We start from the raw sequence: 18122 nt of genomic DNA, 5'->3' as shown, positions 1-18122 counted from the left end.
ACATTGTAGTGCCGGCCGTTGGCCGGCAACTCACCACCGCAGGGCCCACCCATGAGCCGCAAGCAAGCTTTCCAGTTCCTCGATCTGCCCCGGACGATGCCGCAGCGCATCCCGGTCGAACTGCGCACCTCCGGCGACTGGGGCGAGCTGTACGGCAAGTTCGGCAAGGAAGACGCGCAGTTCCAGGCCGGTCGCTGCCTGGATTGCGGCAATCCGTACTGCAGCTGGAAGTGCCCGGTGCACAACGCGATCCCGCAATGGCTGCAGCTGGTGCAGGAAAACCGCATCCATGAAGCGGCCACGCTGTGCCATTCGACCAACCCGCTGCCGGAAGTGTGTGGCCGGGTGTGCCCGCAGGACCGGCTGTGCGAAGGCAGCTGCACGCTGGAGGAATTCGGCGCGGTCACCATCGGCGCCGTGGAGAAGTACATCGTCGATACCGCGCTGGCCACCGGCTGGCGACCGGACATGAGCGCGGTGGAAGCCACCGGCAAGCGCGTGGCGGTGATCGGCGCCGGCCCGGCCGGGCTGTCTTGCGCCGACAAGCTGGCGCATGCCGGCATCCAGGCCGTGGTGTACGACCGCTACGAACAGATCGGTGGGCTGCTGCAGTTCGGCATCCCCAGTTTCAAGCTGGACAAATCGGTGATCAGCCGCCGCCGCAACGTGCTGGAGGGCATGGGCGTGCAGTTCCGCCTCGGCGTGGAGATCGGCCGCGATGTGAGTATCGATGCGCTGCTGGCCGAGTACGACGCGGTGTTCGTGGGCACCGGCGCATACCGCTATACCGATGGCGGCCTGCTCGGCCAGGACCTCAAGGGCGTGCTGCCGGCGCTGCCGTTCCTGGTGCAGAACAGCCGCATCGTCAGTGGCAGCGATGCCCATGGCCGGCCGATCGCTGGCTGGGAGGACCAGATCGCCCTGCCCGATCTGGAGGGCAAGCGCGTGGTGGTGCTGGGCGGTGGCGATACCGGCATGGACTGCGTGCGCAGCGCGATCCGGCTCGGCGCGGCCAAGGTGACCTGCGCCTACCGCCGTGACGAAGCCAACATGCCCGGCTCGGCACGCGAAGTGGCCAACGCCCGCGAGGAAGGCGTGCGCTTCCTGTTCAACCGCCAGCCGTTGTCGATCGAGGCGGGTGCCGATGACGAAGTGATCGGGGTGATGGTGGTCGAGACGACCCTGTCCGATCCGGATGCCCAGGGCCGCCGCAGCGCGGTGCCTATCGAAGGCAGTGAATCGCTGCTGGAAGCGGACGTGGTGATCATCGCCTTCGGCTTCTCGCCGAGCGCACCGGGCTGGCTGACTGACCACGGCGTAGAGGCCGGCAACAACGGTCGCATCGTGGCCGGCGGCAGTGGCCGCCTGCCGTTCCAGACCGCGCACCCGCGCCTGTTCGCCGGTGGCGATGCGGTCCGCGGCGCGGATCTGGTGGTGACGGCGGTGGCCGAGGGCCGCGATGCGGCCGGCAGCATCGTGCAGCTGCTTTCGGCGTAACGGCGGGCCCTACCCAGGCGCGCCTCTCAAGCGGCGCGCGCTACCGCGGGTACCGGCGTGTGACGCACGYCGGCCCGCTCGATCTCCAGCGCCATCAGCAGCTCGATGTTGTCGAGCTGGTCGCGGATGCAGCGGTTGCTGACCACATCATCGTGGCCGCGCCCGATATGCGCATCCAGCATGCGCGCCAGCCCGGCCAGCAGCATCTCGGCATCGGCCTGGGGTGCCTCGCGCAGCACGGCGGCCAGCGCGCGGATGCGGCGGCCCGTCTCCGAGGCAGCGGGCGGGGATGAGGTGGTGACGGGGGAAGGGAAGAGAGTCATGGCAGGGGTTTCCTGATTGACGGGCGACCACCACTGTCGGATACGGCCCCTGTCGACACCATGCAACAACTACGAAAATGCGTGAAGGCGCGTGAACCACATCACATTTTGCAGCTTGCATCGATGCAACCTGAACGGCTTACACTGGCGACGACTCCCTTTGGACTGCCCCCATGCGCATCGGCCTGGCCGCGAACCGCCTGCACCACCATGACAAGCACGCCGCGTTGTTCCGCTGGCTGCGCGCCAGCGACACCGGCCTGCGCGAACTGGGCGTCGAGCTGCATGCGGTCGGGCGCACCTTCGATGCGATCCAGCGGCTGGGCTTCCTGCAGGACTTCGCCCCGCTGCGGCGCTACCCGAACGGCCGCGAGGGCGGCCTGATGAAGCTGGTGGCCGAGGTGGTCGGGATGGGCACGCCGGAGCGCACGCTGGACGGCGCGATCTACCTGATGGACCCGGTCGATCCTTCCTCGGTCTTTCCGGAAGCCACCGCGCTCAAGCGCCAGTGCGTGATCCACGGTAAACCCTTCATCTCCACCGTCGCCACCGCGCGCGACTGGGTCGAGGTGGAGCGCCTGCATGCCGGCCTGGCGCCGGACCCGGGTGCCGATGACCTGCATGCCTTCGAACAGCACACGCTGGCCCTGATCGCGCATGACGCGATGAAGCCGGCGATGCTGGCCTTCGCCGATGAACACTTCGCGGTGCTGTCGCGGTTCCGCAGCCGCATCGGCACCGGCACCACCGGGCAGCGCCTCAACGAGCTGGCCTGGGGCCGCGGCTGGCCGCAGGGCGAGGAATGGGTGACGCGCTACCAGAGCGGCCCGATGGGCGGCGATGCGCAGATCGCCGACCGCGTGCTGGAAGGGCATTGCCAACGCGCGATCTTCTTCGAAGATCCGCACGTCGCCCGCCAGCACGAAGCCGACATCCAGCTGCTGGAGCGTGCGGTCACCACCGTGACCGATCAGGCCGTGTGCATCACCGCGCCACGGGTGGCGGCGCGGTGGGCGCAGGCTGCGGCGGTGCGGATGGGTAACTGACGGCACACCGCTCCGGTAGTGCCGGCCGCTGGCCGGCTCCTCATCAACTCACCCTCGCGTGATTGCCGGCCAGCGGCCGGCACTACCGATCAGGAGCGAGCGTTGCCGCCACCGTTACGGTGCCGGGGTCAGCAGCTGCCGCAGCATCGCCTTGAGCCGCCGCCCTTCGAGCTGGAAATAGTCCCGCTCGGCATGCCACGCCGGGAAGCGCTTTTCCACCTCCGCCCAGAACGCCGGCGAGTGATTGGCCTGGATCAGATGGCAGAGCTCGTGCACCAGCACGTACTCGAACGCCGAAGGCCGCCCCAACACCAGGGCCAGATCGAGCGCCATGCTGCCATCCGGCGCCAGCGAGCCCCATTGCGAGGACATCACCTTCAGCCGCAGCCGCGCTGGTGCACGTGGCAGACCAGACAGATAACGCGGCAGCCACTGGCCGACATCGGCACGGGTCTGGGCTTCGTAGAACTCGCGCAGGGTACGGCGCAGCGTGGCATCGGTGCCGCGTGTGGGCCAGTGCAGGCAGGCGCCCTGCTCATCCACGTGCATGTGCGCGTAGCGGCCGGATTCCCAGCGCAGCGGCAGCAGCGCACCGCGCAGTGGCAGCACCCCCGGCTCGCCGATCACCAGCGGTGGCGGCAGGTTGGTGGCCTGGTAGCTGCGCAGTTGTTCGGACAACCAGCCGCGATGCTGGTCGAGAAAACGCTCGCCCATCACCAGGCTGGCGCGCGGTGGCAGGGTCAGGCGTACACCGCGCTCATCGACGCTGAGCTTGATCCGGCGCGCACGCGGATCGCGCACACGCAGGACATCGATCTCGGCATCCTCCAGGCGCAGCCGTACCGTATCGCGCTGCAGCGTGCTGACAGCCGGCGAAATCAGGCGGCGGAGGAATCCGGACATGGGTACAGCATAGCGCCGGCCGTGACCGGCGCATGACTGGGGACTGATCGGAACCGATCAGTCCGCCTTGCTCAGCTTGAAGGCCTCTTCCAGCAGCAGGAACAGGCGGCGCACTTCGCCGCTCTGCAGGGCGAAACGGGCATCCAGTTCGGCGCGGCGGCCGTCATCGTCGGCGTGCTCGAGCTGGTCCAGCGCGCCATCCAGGAACTTCAGCTTGCGCACGATCAGGTCGTCGCCCAGCACGAAGGACAGGTTGTCCTCGAAGACCAGGGCCAGCTTGGTCACCTGCTTGCCGGCGTCCAGATGCTTGTCGATCTCGTCGCAGCGCAGTTCCTGGTGCTGGCACTTGACCACTGCACCGCCCTCGGCCGGGTCCTTCATCTCGCACTCTTCGCCCAGGCTCAGCCCGGTCGGCAGGGTTTCCCCGGCGATCCAGCCGGTCAGGATCGAGCGCGGCGCCACTTCGGCATTCAACGGCATCGCCGGGAAGCTGCCGAGCAGGCCACGGATGTCGGACATCATGTTCTCGCCCTTCTTGCTGCTCGAGCAGTCCACGGCGACGTACCCGTGGGTCAGGTCGATCAGCGCGTCGGTACGCGAGCTCTTCACGAAGGCGCGCGGCATCAGTTCGTGCAGCAGATCGTCCTTCATGCGCTTGCGCTCGCGGCCACCGGGCTTGCGGCCTTCCTTCTCTTCGATCTCCTCGAGCTTGCGCGCGAGCAGATCGTTGACCACCGCGCCCGGCAGGATCTTGTCCTCACCGCCCACGGTCAGCCACAGCGCATCGCCCACGCGGTGCGAGAACACGGCCTTTTCTTCACGGCCGAACGGCGAGATGAAGCCGCGCGAATTCATTTCAAGCGGACCGACCGGCTTGAGCAGCACCTGCGGCAGCAGGGTGTCTACGTCGGAGAAATCGGTGGCGGTCGGGAAGCGGAACAGCGTCAGGTTGCGAAAGAACATGGACGTCCAGAGTAAGAGCGTGAAAGGGAGGGCGGGCGCGCCGGCGTGGCTCAGGCCGGGCCGGGGGCGTGGCCGGGGTCGTGGGCAGTGCCGGCCCAGGCCGGCGGGTCGGGCAGCGGGGCCGCAGTGGCGCGCCCCAGTGCCATGAAATCAAACAGGGCCGGATCGGCCAGCTGCGAGGGATGGATGTTGCCCAGCGCGCGGGCGATCTGGTCGATGCGGCCGGGCTGCTCGCGTTCCCACTGCTGCAGCATCTGTTCCACCTGGCGGCGCTGCAGGGTGTCCTGGCTGCCACACAGCGTGCAGGGAATGATCGGGAAAGCGCGCGCCTGCGCGTAGGCGCTGATGTCTGCCTCGCTCACGTAGGCCAGCGGGCGGATCACGATATGCTGGCCGTCGTCGCTGCGCAGCTTGGGCGGCATCGCCGAGAGCTTGGCGTGGTGGAACAGATTGAGGAAGAACGTGGCCACGCTGTCATCGCGGTGGTGGCCCAGCGCGATCCTGGTGAAGCCGTGTTCGGCCGCATGCCGGTACAGCGCGCCACGGCGCAGACGCGAGCACAGCGAACACATCGTGCGGCCTTCGGGAATCACCCGGCTGACCACCGAATAGGTGTCCTGCTCGATGATCTGGAACGGCACACCGATCGAGGCCAGGTAGGTCGGCAGCACGTGCTCGGGAAAACCCGGCTGCTTCTGGTCCAGGTTCACCGCGACCAGCTCGAACGGTACCGGCGCTTTTTTCTGCAGCTGCAACAGGATGTCGAGCAGGGTGTAGCTGTCCTTGCCACCGGACAGGCACACCATCACTTTGTCGCCGGCCTCGATCATGCCGAAGTCGGCGATGGCCTGGCCGACCTGGCGGCGCAGTTGCCGCGCCAGCCGGTCCTGCACGCCGCCGGGCGCGCGCGGATCGCGGGCGCGCGGGACGGGATCGGGCAGGCGGATGACAGCAGCGCTCATGCACGCATTCTACCGGCTGCAACGCGCCCTCACAGGGGCCGGGAAGTGACTGCGTTCACTCCCGGCGGTCATCGGGGATGTGTATGCTCGGAGCCTGTGGACACCATGACACCCGCCGATATCACTGCCCGCCTTGCCGTCCTTCGGCAGGAGCATCGTGCGCTGGATGATCAGATCCTGCGCATGGCCGCCAACGGCGACGATGAGCTTGAAGCCAAGCGCCTGAAGCGGCGCAAGCTGCAGTTGAAGGACTGCATCGCCAAGCTGGAAGACATGCTGATTCCGGACGAGCCGGCCTGAGCCAGCCACGCATCGCGTGGCTCTACCCGTAGGCAAGGACGGTGCGTCCGGATTGACGACGTGCCGTCGTCAATCCGTGGCGACCGGCTCTTCCGGCTTTGCCGCTTCCGGGCTGACACGCTCGATGGTATGGCGCAGCTCGCGGCCGAGGATGAACTTCGCATCCTTCGCCCACGCGTCCAGGCGCGCATCGAACAGCAGCTTGCTGTTTTCATCCGGCCACACCAGGCGCAGTTCGCGCAGCTTCTGGATGAAGCCGCGGAACAGCGTGCGGTCGAAGAACTCCGGCGCGGCCGGCGCATAGAGCAGGCTCAGGCGCTGCGCGGCCTGCTGGCACAAGCTTTCCAGCTCGGCCGCGCCCAACGTGCCGGGGCCGTTCTTCACCAGCACCGAGATCGCGATGTAATAGCGCTCGAACGCCTGCTGCAGCGAATGGCCGATCGCGCGCAGGCGGAAGACTTCGTCGGTCTGCCCGGTGTTGCGCGCCAGAATGCCGCCGTCGTCATCATTGATGTTCTGCAGCAGCCCTTCGCGCACGAACACGTTGATGGTCTGCTCGATGCGCTGGGCGAACTCGTCTTCGGTCCACGGCAGGAACAGCTCGGCCTGCAGGAACGGATACACCGTGCGGCCCAGCTGGACCAGCCCGGTGCGGCTCATGCGGCGGTTGTTCTGGAAGCAGCAGGCCACCCACGACGAGGCCGTGAACAGGTGGATGACGTTGTTGCGGAAGTAGCTCAGCAGCACCGCGGTGTCGCCACTGACGCTGAGCACGTCACCCAGCGGGTGCTTGATGCGGGTGAGGACGTTGATTTCCTCGGCGTGGGCGATGATCCGCTCCGGCGAGTGCGGGGTCACCGTCACCCGGTCCGAGTACGGCATCTCGACCAGCAGGGTCTTGCACAGTTCGATCTGCGCGATCAGGTCCGCCTCGCCCATCGCATGCTTGGGCGTGGACAGCAGCGCCAGCGCGAGCAGGTTGATCGGATTGACGTCGGCAGCACCGTTGATATGCACCTGGATGCGTTCGGCCAGGTGATCCACCGTGCCGGACAACCACGAGGGCTTCTCGTCTTCGCCCACCGGCTGGCCATTCCAGTCCGGTGCACGCTGGGCGAGCACGTCGTTGAGCGCGATCGGCTCACCGAAGTTCACCACGACCTGGCCGTAGTTCTGCTTGAGCACCTTCGGGATCGACCACAGCAGCGACCAGATCGATTCCTTTTCCTTCGGCCGGCCGGACAGTTCGTCCAGGTAGCTGCCGCCCTCCATCAGCTTTTCATAGCCGATGTAGACCGGCTGGAACAGCACCGGCTTGCGCGGCTGGCGCAGGAAGGCGCGCAGCGTCATCGAGATCATGCCGCCCTTGGGCTGCAGCAGGCGCCCGGTGCGCGAGCGGCCACCTTCGACGAAATACTCGATCGAGTAGCCGCCGGCGACCAGCTGCGCCACGTATTCGCTGAGCACCGCCGAGTACAGCGCGTTGCCGCGGATCGAGCGGCGGATGAAGAACGCACCGCCCTTGCGCAGCAGCGTGCCGACCACCGGCAGGTTGAGATTGATGCCGGCCACGATGTGCGGCGGCACGATGCCGCGGTCGTACAGCAGGTAGGACAGCAGCAGGTAATCCATGTGGCTGCGGTGGCTGGGCACATAGACCACTTCATGCCCGGGCGCGGCGGCCTTGAACTTGTCCAGGTGGTGGACCAGCACGCCGGCGTAGATGCGGTTCCAGACATGGCTGAGCATGAAGCTGGCCGAGCGCACCACCGGACTGGAGTAATCCGCGGCGATTTCCCACGCGTAGGCGTGGGCTTTTTTCCAGGCATCGGCCGGCTTGGAGTTGTCGCGCTTGGCCTGCGAGGCGATCGCTTCGCGCACGGTGTCCGCGTCGAGCACCTTGTCCACCAGCAGGCGGCGGGTCGACAGATCCGGCCCGATCACCGATTCGCGGATGCGGCGGAAATGGGTGCGCAGCACGCGCTGCAGCTTGCGCACGGTGCGTTCGGGGTCCAGCCCCTCATCGACCGTGGTGCGCAGCGAGATCGGCGGGGCGAAGCGCACGATCGTGCTGCGGCCGTTGAGCAGCACCGCCAGCAGGCGACGGAAACGACCCACCAGGGCCCAGTTTTCCGAGAACAGCACCGCGAACCAGCCGCTCTGCTTGTCCGGCGCGCGGCCGACGAAGATCGACACCGGCACCAGGTGCACGTCCAGCTCGCCGCGGGCGCGGTGCGCCTGCAGCACCTTGGCCAGCGAGTCCGAGTGGGTCTTGGCGCCACGCTGCTCGGGGATCAGCGAGTTGCTGCTGCTCCGGCGCGACAGGGCCAGGTAGGCGCGCCTGCGCCCGGTCGGATCGCCGGCGATCGGCACCAGCGGCGAGGGCAGGCCGGCTTCGCGGCAGGCCTTGTCCAGGATCAGCGCGTTGGACAGTCCGTAGTCCTCCAGCACGTAGACCACCGGGCGGCCGTCGTTGTACTGGCCGGGGTGTTCGGGCTCGATCTTCAGCGACAGCCACGGCTCGACCAGGCGGCCGAGCAGGCGCGCCCACCACGGCGGGCGGCCACTGGGCGGACGGGTGCCGGGCACGATCGCGGACGGCACGACGGTGGCAGGCTCCGCATCGACGGCAACGGCCTCCACGGGCGCGCCAGCGGCCGGCGGAACCGGGGCGGCAGCACCGTCGGACGGCACGGTAGCGGGCGACGAGGACATGGCGTCCGGCGTCTTGGGCGGCTCTTCGCCGGGGAAAGGCAGGGGATTCTGGTTCGGCATCGGCTTCATTATGGCTTAGGCGGTGCAGAAGCACCGTCCTTGACCGTCGCCGCCGCMTCTGCTTCAGCGGCTTGGCGGGCGTCATGTTCAGCTTGTGCGGCGTCGGCGGCCTGCAGCAGCGCATCGGTGTCTTCCAGCGTGCGGGTCACGTACCAGTGACCGTCGCGCCGTGTCATCCGCACCTGGGCGTCGATCTGTTCGCCGGCCAGCGTGTACTGGATCCGCACCACCGCGTCGTCGCCCAGCGCGGACGTCAGCTCGCCGCGCAGCTCGGTCAACGCCGCGTCCAGCGACAGCCCGTAACTGGCCAGGGCCGTCTTGAAGGCTTTGATGAAGGGCCCGAGCCGGCGCAGGCTTTCTTCCATGCCCGCGGCCTGCAGTTCGGCATCCGTGGACAGCCCGGCAGTGCGCGCAGTAGCGGTGAGCAGGGTGATGGTCGTCTTCGCCCGCTGCTTGTCAGTCAGTGGCGCCGCGGCGGCCCAGCGGCTGAGCGCGTTCACCACCTGGGTGTAGTGGGCGCGCTCGCTGTCGCTGTACTCGCTCTGGTTGCGCAGGTACTGCTCGCCGAACAATCCCATCGAATGGGCCGCCTGGCGGACCTGCGTGGCCTGGCCGGCGATCTGGGTATCGAACGAACGCTGCAGCCGCTGTGGCGCGTCCGGCCGCGACAGCGCAGTGAGCATCGGCAGCAACTGCCCATCCAGCGGCAGCTCGGTCAGCGGCCAACGGCTGTGGCCCTGGCTCCAGGCGCCCTGCAGGCGCGCGTACTGGGCCGGCGGCACCGCTGCCTTCGCGTAGCCGACCAGATCGTTGTCGGCGACCCGCTGCGCCAGCTGCTGCAGGGCCGCGACCGGCTCGGACGCCGGTGCATCGGGGTTGATCTGCTTGTCCTTGCAGGCACTGAGCAGCACCAACCCGCACAGGGCCAGCGCCAACGCCTGCCCTCGGTACTGCCACGGCTTCAACGACATGGACATGAATTCGGACTCCCCGGACCGGTCCGCATCTTGCGGCCTGTTCGGTGACAGCGGCAAGCCGGCAGACCTGCCGACCCTGCGCTCCGTGCGCAAGCCCTTGAATGTACAGAAAAACCAGCTGTGACGGGGCGGTGCCGCCCCGTCACCGCCTCAGCGCGCGGCGAGCGCCTGGGCGATCTCGGCCTGGATGGCGCGCGCGGCGGCCTGCGGGTCGCTGGCGAGCCGGATCGGGCGACCGACCACGATCGCATCGGCGCCATCGGCGAACGCCTGGGCCACGCCCACGGTGCGCTTCTGGTCATCCCCGACCGGGCCGCCGGGGCGGATGCCCGGGCAGACGATCGAGAAGCCGGCGCCGGTGGCGGCGCGGATCGGCCCGGCCTCCTGGCCGGAGGCAATGACGCCATCGATGCCGGCGGCCTGGGCGGCCAGCGCGCGTTCGACCACCACCTCGACCGGCTCGCGGTCGATGCCCATCTGGGCCAGGTCGCTGCGCCCCATCGAGGTCAGCACGGTCACCGCCAGCAGGCGCATGTCGCTGCCGTTGGCGGCCGCGCAGGCCTCCATCATCGCCGGGTGCCAGCCATGGATGGTGGCGTAGCTCACCGGCCACTGCGAGAGGCGCTTGATCACCGCCGCAGCGGTGGCCGGGATGTCGAAGAACTTGAGATCGACGAACACCCGCTTGTCGCGTGCGGCGAGTGCGTCAAGCACCTGGAAGTACTCGCCGGAGGCCAGCAGTTCCATGCCGATCTTGTAGAACGACACGGCATCGCCGAGGCGATCGACCCAGGCCAGCGCGTCGGCGCGGCCGGGCACGTCGAGCGCGAAGATCAGGCGCTCCTCGTCCCGCAGCGGCAGCGGCGCGCGGCTCACGGTGCGTAATCCAGCGCGGCGCGCTTGGCGTCGTGGCGGGCCTGGCGCGACTGGCTGTAATCGTTGTTGAACTGTGCCGGCTCGAAGCCGCCGTAGGTCGGGTTGGGCAGCATCCACCAGCGCTCGCCGAACCAGTCGTGGTACTGCTGCAGCAGCGCATCGCGGCCATCGTTGGTGTTGGCGGTGACTTCCACGAAGTCGCCCAGCTGGTCGCCGAACTGCATCAGCACGCGGTAGTTCTGGCCGGCCAGGCGGCGGCGGCAGTTCTTCTCGCTGCCGGCCTGCTCGCAGCCGTCCACCACGGTGCCCAGGCCGAGGAACACGCTGTCGTCGGCCACCGGCAGGCCCTGCTCGCGCAGGTTGGCCAGGGTGGCGTCCTTGAGATGCACGGCGCGGTTGGAGATGTACAGCAGGGTCACGCCCTTGGCGTTGGCGGCCTTGGCGAAATCGACCACGCCCGGGATCGCCTTGGCCTTCTTTTCTGCCACCCACTGGTCCCAGCTCACCTCGTCGTATTCCTTGCCATCGCGCACCAGGCGCGCCTGGTAGGGCGAGTTGTCCAGCACGGTTTCGTCCACATCCAGCACCACGGCCGGCTTCAGGCCCTTGGCGGCATTGCCGCGTTCTTCAGGCACCAGCGCGTCCCAGTTGGGTTCCTTGAGGGCCTTGTCCAGGTGATCGGCGGCCGAACGGTAGGTCTGCTCGGTGATCGCCCGGTACTCCTGCGAACGCTGCATCCACAGCACGGCATTGAGGTTGTCGTTGGCAGCCACGGCGGCATCGCCGGTGGCGGCCGGCGCACTCGCCGCGGCAGCGGCGGCCGGCGGGGCGGCATCGGCCGGGGTTTCAGTGCGCTTGCAGGCACTCAGCGCCATAACGGCGCAGGCAAGCACGGACAGGGAAACAGCACTAAGACGCATGGCATTCACCGGCAACAGATTCGCGCCAGTTTACCGGCTTGTCCCGCGGCATTCATGCCGCAGGCGGGGCTCGGCTATGCTGCACGCCCCTGAAACACCCCGGAGCGCCCCATGACCGACGACACCCAGACCCCTGCCCTGCCCGTGCTCAGCGCGGCCCAGGCCCGCGCGTTGGGCTGCCTGATCGAGAAGGAGGCGACCACCCCGGACGCCTACCCGCTGACGGTCAACGCCGCCCAGGTGGCGGCCAACCAGAAGACCGCCCGCGAGCCGGTCATGGCCCTGTCGGCCGGCGATGTGCACCACGCGCTGCGCCAGCTGGAGACCCTGGGCCTGGCGCGCCAGCAGTACTCCTCGCGCGCCGAGCGCTACGAACACCGCGCCGGTGCCGCGCTGGACCTGACCCGCCAGCAGCTGGCGATCCTGGGCCTGTTGCTGCTGCGCGGCCCGCAGACCCTCAATGAACTGCTGACCCGCAGCGAGCGCCTGGTCCGCTTCCAGGACGTGGACGAACTGCGCCACCACCTGGAGCGCATGATCCAGCGCGGCATGGCGGTCCAGCTGCCACGCGCCAGCGGCCAGCGCGAAGACCGCTACATGCACCTGCTGGCCGGCCCGGTGGACGTGCAGGCCTTGGCCGAGCAGTACCGGTCGGCGCCGTCCGGTGCCGGCGGCGGCGGTGCCACTCCGGTACTGGAGTCCCGCGTGCAGCAGTTGGAGGCCACCGTGGCCGAGCTGCAGGAACAGCTGGCAGAGCTGCGCGCACAGTTGGGGGGCTGAGAGCAGCCGACCAACGGTCGGCTCTACCCAGTGGTGCTGATTGGCTGGCTTGCGGAGCGCAGCCGAGCGACGGTCGGCTTTACCGTTGGGGGGCCGGCGCGCCCGGCGTGGCAAACAGCAGCACCACTTCTTCGTGTGGCGGCGGCAGCAGCAAGTCGCCGCGATCCTCCATGCCCAGCTTGCGCAGCAGCGCGGCGGAGCGCACGTTGTCCGGCGAGACGATGCCGTACAGATCGGCATGGCCGAGTACATCGCGCGCGTAATGCAGCACCCCGCGCGCGGCTTCCAACGCGTAGCCGTGGCCTTCGTACTGCGACAGCAGTGCATAGCCGATGTCCGGTGCCGGCAGCCCGGCGCGGCGGACCAGACCGGCGTTGCCCAGCCATGCGCCGTCCTCGCGGCGGATCACGGCGTACATGCCAAAGCCATTGAGGGTGTAGCTGCCGAGCACGCGCTCGGCGGTGTAGTCACGCGCCTGCGCCAGGGTGCGTACGCCGCGGTCGGCGATGTTGCGGATGAAACCGGGCTCGTTGAGCAGGGCCAGCATGTCGGCCGCGTCATGGTCGGGGTCGATCAGGCGCAGGTGCAGGCGGTCGGTCTGGATCACGGCGGACATGCGGGTACCGGTGAAGGGTGATAGGCCGATTGTGCCGTAGAGCCACCCATGGGGTGGCTCTACCCGACGATGCTCAGTCGAACAGTGCCTGGATCGCCGCCAGGCCCGCGCTGGCACGCTCTTTCTTGCGCGCGGCATCGGCGACGGGATCTGCACCATCGCGCTGCATTTCCTCGGCCGGTATCTCATCGAAGAAGCGGCTGGGCTTGAGCCGCACGTGCTCGCCGAACTTGCGGGTGAGCTTGCTGTAACTCATCCACAGCTGCACCTTGGCGCGGGTGATGCCCACGTACAGCAGGCGCCGCTCTTCCTGCAGGTTGCCTTCGTCCAGGCTGACCTGGTGCGGCAGCACACCGTCTTCGCAGCCGATGATGAACACGTACGGGAATTCCAGGCCCTTGGAGGCGTGCATGGTCATCATCCGCACCTGGTTGCCGCCGTCGTCCTTGTCGTTGCGTGAAAGCAACGCCAGCTGCGCGGCCAGATCCGCCGTGGAGGCACCCCTCGGGCCGCCTTCGAACCATTGCGCCAGTTCTTCCAGGTTGCCAAGGCGGCGCTGGTAGACAGACTCTTCCTTGCATGCACTGCGCAGGTCCGAGACCAGCCCGGAGTCCTTCACCAGCTTGCGCACCAGATCACCGGAGCTGAGCTTGGGCATCTCCGCGCGCAGGTCGCGCAGGATGTCGGTGAAGCGGCTCAGCCCGTTGGCCGCGCGCGGCGGCAACTGCGAGAGCGCACCGATCGCTTCGGCCGCATGCGCCATCGGCAGATCTTTTTCCGAGGCCAGCTCGGCCAGCTTGGCCAGCGTACCGGCGCCCACTTCGCGCTTGGGCGACTGCACCGCGCGCATGAACGCCGTATCGTCATCCGGGTTCACCAGCAGGCGCAGCCAGGACAGCGTGTCCTTGACCTCCTGCCGTTCCAGGAACGCGGTGCCGCCGGTGATGTGGTACGGCGCACGCACCAGCTGCAGCGCTTTTTCCAGCGGCCGCGACTGGAAATTGCCGCGGAACAGGATGCAGAAATCGCTCCACGGAATCTTCTTGGAGGTGGCCAGGAAGGCGATTTCCGCCGCGACCTTTTCCGCTTCGTGCTCGCTGTTGCGGCACTCCCACACACGGATGCGCTCGCCGTCGGCCTGGTCGCTCCACAGCTTCTTCAGATGCTCGTGCGGGTTGTTGGCGATCAGCGCGTTGGCCGCGCGCAGCACGCGGTTGGAGCAGCGGTAGTTCTGCTCCAGCTTGATGATTTCCAGCGCAGGATAATCGCGCGCCATCTGCTGCAGGTTTTCCGGGTTCGCACCGCGCCAGGCGTAGATCGACTGATCGTCATCGCCCACGCAGGTGAAGTTGCCCTTGCTGCCGGCCAGCTGCTTGAGCAGCCGGTACTGCGCATCGTTGGTGTCCTGGCATTCGTCGACCAGCAGGTAGCCGATGCGTTCGCGCCAGGCGATGGCGATCTCCGGATTCTCTTCCAGCACCTGCACCGGCAGCCGGATCAGGTCATCGAAATCGACCGCGTTGAACGCGGTCAGGCGCAGCTGGTACCGCTCGTAGACGCTGGCCGCTTCCTTCTCGCGCGTGCTGCGCGCCGCGGCCATCGCCTGCTCGGGTGAAAGGCCGGCGTTCTTGGCGCGCGAGATCAGGTTCTTCACGTCCTCGATGTCGTCCGGCTTGGCCCCGTACATCAGGTCCTTCACCTGCGCGGTCGAATCGTCTGCATCGAAGATCGAGAACCCGCGCTTGAGCCCGACGGCCGCATGTTCAATCTGCAGGAACTTCAGCCCCAGCGCGTGGAACGTACAGATCGTCACTTCATCGGCGTCGCCACCGCGCAGGCGCTTGGCCACGCGCTCGCGCATTTCCTTGGCCGATTTGTTGGTGAAGGTGATCGCCGCGATCCGCCGCGCCGGGTAGCGCTTGCTGGCGATCAGCTGGCCGATCTTCTCCACGATCACGCGCGTCTTGCCGCTGCCCGCGCCCGCAAGCACCAGCAGAGGACCTTCGCAGTGCATCACTGCCGCGTGTTGGGGAGGATTGAGACCGTGCATGCCATCTCCAGGGGAGGGGCATTGTACCGGCCTTGCTCGGCCTGCATCGACGCGCGACCGCGCGGAGTTGACGCCTTCACATCAGTGGATCGAACATGGCGCCCATCGACGCAACGGAGGCGACGTGACGTGACTATCAGGAAGGCGTGGCAGATGGGGGGCATGATCGCCGTACTCGTGACCGTTCCGGCATGGGCGCAGTCCAGCCAACCGGATCTGCGCGCCCAGGACGCACAGGAGACCGATGCGTTCCTGGTCAGCCACCCCGACCTGCGCTACCGCAAGCACGGCAAGGAGGCCCAGGCCCGCGGCCGCTTCGAAGACGCACGGCGCTACTACCGCCTCGGTGCCCGCTACGCCGACAAGTTGTCCCAGGCCGCGCTCGCCGAGATGTGGTGGAACGGCCAGGGCGGCGCCCAGGACCGGGCCGTGGCCTATGCGTGGATGGACCTCGCCGCTGAACGCGGGACCGGATTTCTGCTTGGGCTGCGCGAACGCTACTGGGCCGGGCTGGAGCCGGCCGAACAGGCCCGTGCTCTGCAGGTGGGCCCGGCGGTGTACGCCGAGTTCGGGGACAAGGCGGCCCAGCCGCGGCTGGAGCGCGAGTTGCGTCGTGGTCTGCTCAACGTCACCGGCAGCCACACCGGCGCGGTCGGCGGCATGCGCATGGTGGCCCGGGATGCGCGCGGCCTGCGGTACCTGGAGCCGGATGTGTTCTACCGCGACGAATACTGGCAGCCAGCCCAGTACTGGCAATGGCAGGACCGGCAGTTGGAGGCGGCTGGCCGTGCCATCGGCACCGGTTCGGTCGAGGTTGGCCTGCCGGCCACGGTGCCGGGTCATCAGGACTGAGGCGACAAGGGCATGCCGGGACCGCCGAAGGGATAAAATCCCGGCATGGCCAAGCTCTATTTCTATTATTCGGCGATGAACGCCGGCAAGACCACGACCCTGCTGCAGTCGGCGCACAACTACCGCGAGCGGGGCATGCGCGTGGCCATCCTGACCCCACGGCTGGACGATCGCGCCGGGCGCGGCGTGGTCGCCTCGCGGATCGGCCTGAAGGCCGACGGGATCGCGTTCCAGCAGGGCACCGACCTGCAGCAGCTGATCGCCGAGGACATCGACACGCACGGCCCGCTGGGCTGCGTGCTGGTCGATGAAGCGCAGTTCCTGACCCGCAGCCAGGTCTGGCAGCTGAGCGAAGTGGTCGACCAGATGCGCATCCCGGTGCTCTGCTACGGCCTGCGCACCGATTTCCGCGGTGAGCTGTTCGAAGGCAGCCAGTACCTGCTGGCCTGGGCCGATGAGATGCAGGAGATCAAGACGATCTGCCACAGCGGCAAGAAGGCCACGATGACCGTGCGCGTGGACGAGCACGGCCACGCGGTGCAGGACGGCCCGCAGGTGGAGATCGGCGGCAACGAGCGCTACGTGTCGGTGAGCCGCGCGGAGTTCAAGAAGATCACGCGCGGCGAGGGAAGAATCGACCCGGCACAGGTCCCATTGCCGCTTTGATCAATACAACGTGCGCTCCGGCGCACCCTTCGGCGGCGGGCTGTACTGATACAGCCAGGTTTCGGTCAGGGTCTTGCCGCCGCTGCGCAGGTACAGGCGGATATCGATCTGCTCGGTCGAGTCATCCGGTGGCACCACGTCGAACATCGCGCGGTAGCCCTTGATCTCGCGCAGCGGGCGCGCCGAGACGATCTCGGTGCGGCCACGGCTGACCTGGACCACGGCTTCCACTTCGTCCTTGTCGATCAACGCGGCCAGTTCGCCGCCTTCGAAATCGACCGCGAAGCGCCACGAGAAGTACTCGCGCTTCTTGCCGATCACCCCGCCCAGGCCGGTACGGCTGGCCACGCAGTGCGCCAGCGGGGTACGCGCCGGCGGCTGCGCGCCCCAGTACAGGCGGTAGCCGAGCAGCAGCTCCTGGCCCGGCTGCGGCTTGGCCTCGGGATTCCAGAACGCCACGATGTTGTCGAAGGTCTCATCCACGGTCGGGATTTCAACCAGCTGCACCGAGCCCTTGCCCCACTGCCCTTTCGGTTCCACCCACAGGCAGGGGCGCTTCTCGTAGAAGACGCCGTCGTCCTGGTAGTGGTCGAAATTGCGGTCGCGCTGCAGCAGGCCGAAGCCGCGCGGGTTGTTGTCCACGAACATGTTGAAGCGCAGGTGGTACGGGTTGCACAGCGGGCGCCAGATCCATTCACCGGCCCCGGTCCACATCGACAGGCCGTCGGTATCGTGGATCTCCGGGCGCCAGTCCCAGGCCATGCGGCGGTCGTTCTCGCCCACCTGGTACATGCTGGTGCACGGGGCGATGCCGAGCCGCTCGATCGCCTTGCGCGGGTACAGCGCGCAATCGATGTCCATCAGCAGCACATCACCGTTGGTGATCGCGAACCGGTAGGCGCCGGTGGTGCTTGGCGAATCCAGCAGGGCATACACCACCAGCGTGTTGGAGTCGGCCGCCGGCTGCTCCAGGTAATAGGCGATGAAATCCGGGAATTCCTCGGGCTTGCCCATGCCGGTATCGATCGCCAGGCCGCGCGCGGACTGGCCGTACTGGCCCTCCTTGCCGACCGCGCGGAAATAGCTGGCACCGAGGAACGCGGCGAAATCGCGGTCGGTGTCCTTGCGGGTATTGAGCCGGAAGCCGGCAAAGCCCAGGTCGGCCGGCAGATGGCTGCCCTTCAGGCCACTCTTGCCGTAGTCGAACGCCGCGCCGTCGTAGGCCAGTTCCTGCGCCTTGCCGTCGGTCACGTCGAACATCCGCACCGGCGAATGGAAGTACAGGCCGAGGTGGAAGAACTTGGCCTGGTAGCGGCCGGGCTGGTCGGCCCACAACGCATGGTCCTGGCGGTACTGGATGGACTGGTACTGGTCCCAGTCCAACGCTTCGACCGGACCCGGCAGGGTCCGCTTGTGGCTCTGGTAGGCGGCTTGGGACAGCGCGCGGGCCTGCCCTTTCAGCGAGGCGAAATCGAACGGCTGCGGCTCGCCCAGCCGGCGCAGGCCGACCTGGTTGCCCTGCGCGGCACAGGCCGGCAGTGCAGGCAGGCCGAAGGCGGCCAGGGCCACGGAGGCATTGCGGAGGAAGTCGCGTCGTTGCATGCAGGCAGCGATGG

At 67.9% G+C, this 18122-nt stretch carries 18 protein-coding genes; 7 read left to right on the top strand and 11 right to left on the bottom strand.

What is annotated here, in order from left to right; genetic code table 11:
* The first annotated feature begins 51 nt into the window (after positions 1-51).
* Complete coding sequence (locus AC1DIQ_RS12705) at positions 52-1497, top strand: FAD-dependent oxidoreductase (protein WP_121043910.1); 1446 nt, start codon at positions 52-54, stop codon at positions 1495-1497.
* A gap of 26 nt (positions 1498-1523) precedes the next feature.
* Here AC1DIQ_RS12705 and AC1DIQ_RS12700 read toward each other — a convergent pair whose 3' ends face one another.
* Positions 1524-1820 (bottom strand): hypothetical protein, encoded by a 297-nt coding sequence (locus AC1DIQ_RS12700; protein WP_478050155.1) that lies wholly within the window; start codon positions 1818-1820, stop codon positions 1524-1526.
* Positions 1821-1993: 173 nt separating this feature from the next.
* On the opposite strand from AC1DIQ_RS12700, the gene AC1DIQ_RS12695 reads away from it, so the two are divergent.
* On the top strand, positions 1994-2866 hold the full coding sequence (locus AC1DIQ_RS12695) for a methylglyoxal synthase (RefSeq protein WP_478050154.1): 873 nt from the start codon (positions 1994-1996) through the stop codon (positions 2864-2866).
* Between the two features lie 114 nt (positions 2867-2980).
* On the opposite strand, the gene AC1DIQ_RS12690 is transcribed toward AC1DIQ_RS12695, so the two are convergent.
* The 3 genes from AC1DIQ_RS12690 to ttcA are packed head-to-tail and all read right to left on the bottom strand — an operon-like array spanning position 2981 to position 5694.
* Positions 2981-3769, bottom strand: a complete 789-nt coding sequence (locus AC1DIQ_RS12690; protein ID WP_478050153.1) for a M48 family metallopeptidase — start codon at positions 3767-3769, stop codon at positions 2981-2983.
* Between the two features lie 57 nt (positions 3770-3826).
* Positions 3827-4732: a recombination-associated protein RdgC gene (locus AC1DIQ_RS12685; protein ID WP_121043899.1), complete on the bottom strand. Its 906-nt coding sequence runs from the start codon at positions 4730-4732 to the stop codon at positions 3827-3829.
* Between the two features lie 50 nt (positions 4733-4782).
* Positions 4783-5694 carry a tRNA 2-thiocytidine(32) synthetase TtcA gene (gene ttcA / locus AC1DIQ_RS12680; protein ID WP_121043896.1) on the bottom strand — a complete coding sequence of 304 codons (912 nt, stop codon included), beginning with the start codon at positions 5692-5694 and terminating at the stop codon, positions 4783-4785.
* 96 nt (positions 5695-5790) lie between these two features.
* Here ttcA and AC1DIQ_RS12675 point away from each other — a divergent pair, with 96 nt between their 5' ends.
* The gene (locus AC1DIQ_RS12675) at positions 5791-5994 is read left to right on the top strand and encodes a YdcH family protein (protein WP_461769760.1); all 204 of its coding nucleotides are present in this window, start codon (positions 5791-5793) and stop codon (positions 5992-5994) included.
* Between the two features lie 69 nt (positions 5995-6063).
* On the opposite strand, the gene plsB is transcribed toward AC1DIQ_RS12675, so the two are convergent.
* Positions 6064-8778 (bottom strand): glycerol-3-phosphate 1-O-acyltransferase PlsB, encoded by a 2715-nt coding sequence (gene plsB, locus AC1DIQ_RS12670; protein ID WP_478050152.1) that lies wholly within the window; start codon positions 8776-8778, stop codon positions 6064-6066.
* Positions 8778-9746, bottom strand: coding sequence for a hypothetical protein (locus tag AC1DIQ_RS12665; RefSeq protein ID WP_478050151.1), 969 nt, complete (start codon positions 9744-9746; stop codon positions 8778-8780). The genes plsB and AC1DIQ_RS12665 overlap by 1 nt, the downstream gene beginning before the upstream one ends.
* On the opposite strand from AC1DIQ_RS12665, the gene AC1DIQ_RS12660 reads away from it, so the two are divergent.
* Positions 9745-9870, top strand: a complete 126-nt coding sequence (locus AC1DIQ_RS12660) for a hypothetical protein (protein WP_282263404.1) — start codon at positions 9745-9747, stop codon at positions 9868-9870. The two genes, AC1DIQ_RS12665 and AC1DIQ_RS12660, sit on opposite strands and share 2 nt — an antisense overlap.
* A 26-nt stretch (positions 9871-9896) precedes the next feature.
* Here the strand turns inward: AC1DIQ_RS12660 and pyrF are convergent, their stop codons facing one another.
* Together pyrF and AC1DIQ_RS12650 are read right to left on the bottom strand one after the other, a co-directional pair.
* Entirely contained in the window at positions 9897-10622 is a 726-nt protein-coding gene (pyrF, locus tag AC1DIQ_RS12655; protein WP_282263405.1) for an orotidine-5'-phosphate decarboxylase, read from the bottom strand.
* Positions 10619-11542: a 5'-nucleotidase, lipoprotein e(P4) family gene (locus AC1DIQ_RS12650; protein ID WP_478050150.1), complete on the bottom strand. Its 924-nt coding sequence runs from the start codon at positions 11540-11542 to the stop codon at positions 10619-10621. The genes pyrF and AC1DIQ_RS12650 overlap by 4 nt, the downstream gene beginning before the upstream one ends.
* 111 nt (positions 11543-11653) lie before the next feature.
* On the opposite strand from AC1DIQ_RS12650, the gene AC1DIQ_RS12645 reads away from it, so the two are divergent.
* Positions 11654-12322, top strand: a complete 669-nt coding sequence (locus AC1DIQ_RS12645; RefSeq protein ID WP_121043881.1) for a YceH family protein — start codon at positions 11654-11656, stop codon at positions 12320-12322.
* A 79-nt stretch (positions 12323-12401) separates the two neighbouring features.
* Here the strand turns inward: AC1DIQ_RS12645 and AC1DIQ_RS12640 are convergent, their stop codons facing one another.
* Positions 12402-12938 (bottom strand): GNAT family N-acetyltransferase, encoded by a 537-nt coding sequence (locus AC1DIQ_RS12640; protein WP_121043878.1) that lies wholly within the window; start codon positions 12936-12938, stop codon positions 12402-12404.
* A gap of 73 nt (positions 12939-13011) precedes the next feature.
* Positions 13012-14988, bottom strand: coding sequence for a UvrD-helicase domain-containing protein (locus tag AC1DIQ_RS12635; protein ID WP_121043875.1), 1977 nt, complete (start codon positions 14986-14988; stop codon positions 13012-13014).
* Between the two features lie 162 nt (positions 14989-15150).
* On the opposite strand from AC1DIQ_RS12635, the gene AC1DIQ_RS12630 reads away from it, so the two are divergent.
* The gene (locus AC1DIQ_RS12630) at positions 15151-15840 is read left to right on the top strand and encodes an SEL1-like repeat protein (RefSeq protein WP_152153871.1); all 690 of its coding nucleotides are present in this window, start codon (positions 15151-15153) and stop codon (positions 15838-15840) included.
* Between the two features lie 45 nt (positions 15841-15885).
* Entirely contained in the window at positions 15886-16506 is a 621-nt protein-coding gene (locus AC1DIQ_RS12625; protein WP_282263414.1) for a thymidine kinase, read from the top strand.
* Here AC1DIQ_RS12625 and AC1DIQ_RS12620 read toward each other — a convergent pair whose 3' ends face one another.
* Positions 16507-18108: an OpgD/OpgG family glucan biosynthesis protein gene (locus tag AC1DIQ_RS12620; protein WP_478050149.1), complete on the bottom strand. Its 1602-nt coding sequence runs from the start codon at positions 18106-18108 to the stop codon at positions 16507-16509.
* Positions 18109-18122 lie beyond the last annotated feature (14 nt).

It is taken from the genome of Stenotrophomonas sp. 05L413 (assembly GCF_056397945.1).
The sequence above is the reverse complement of the archived record's forward strand: the minus strand, read 5'-3'. Positions and strand labels throughout refer to the sequence as shown.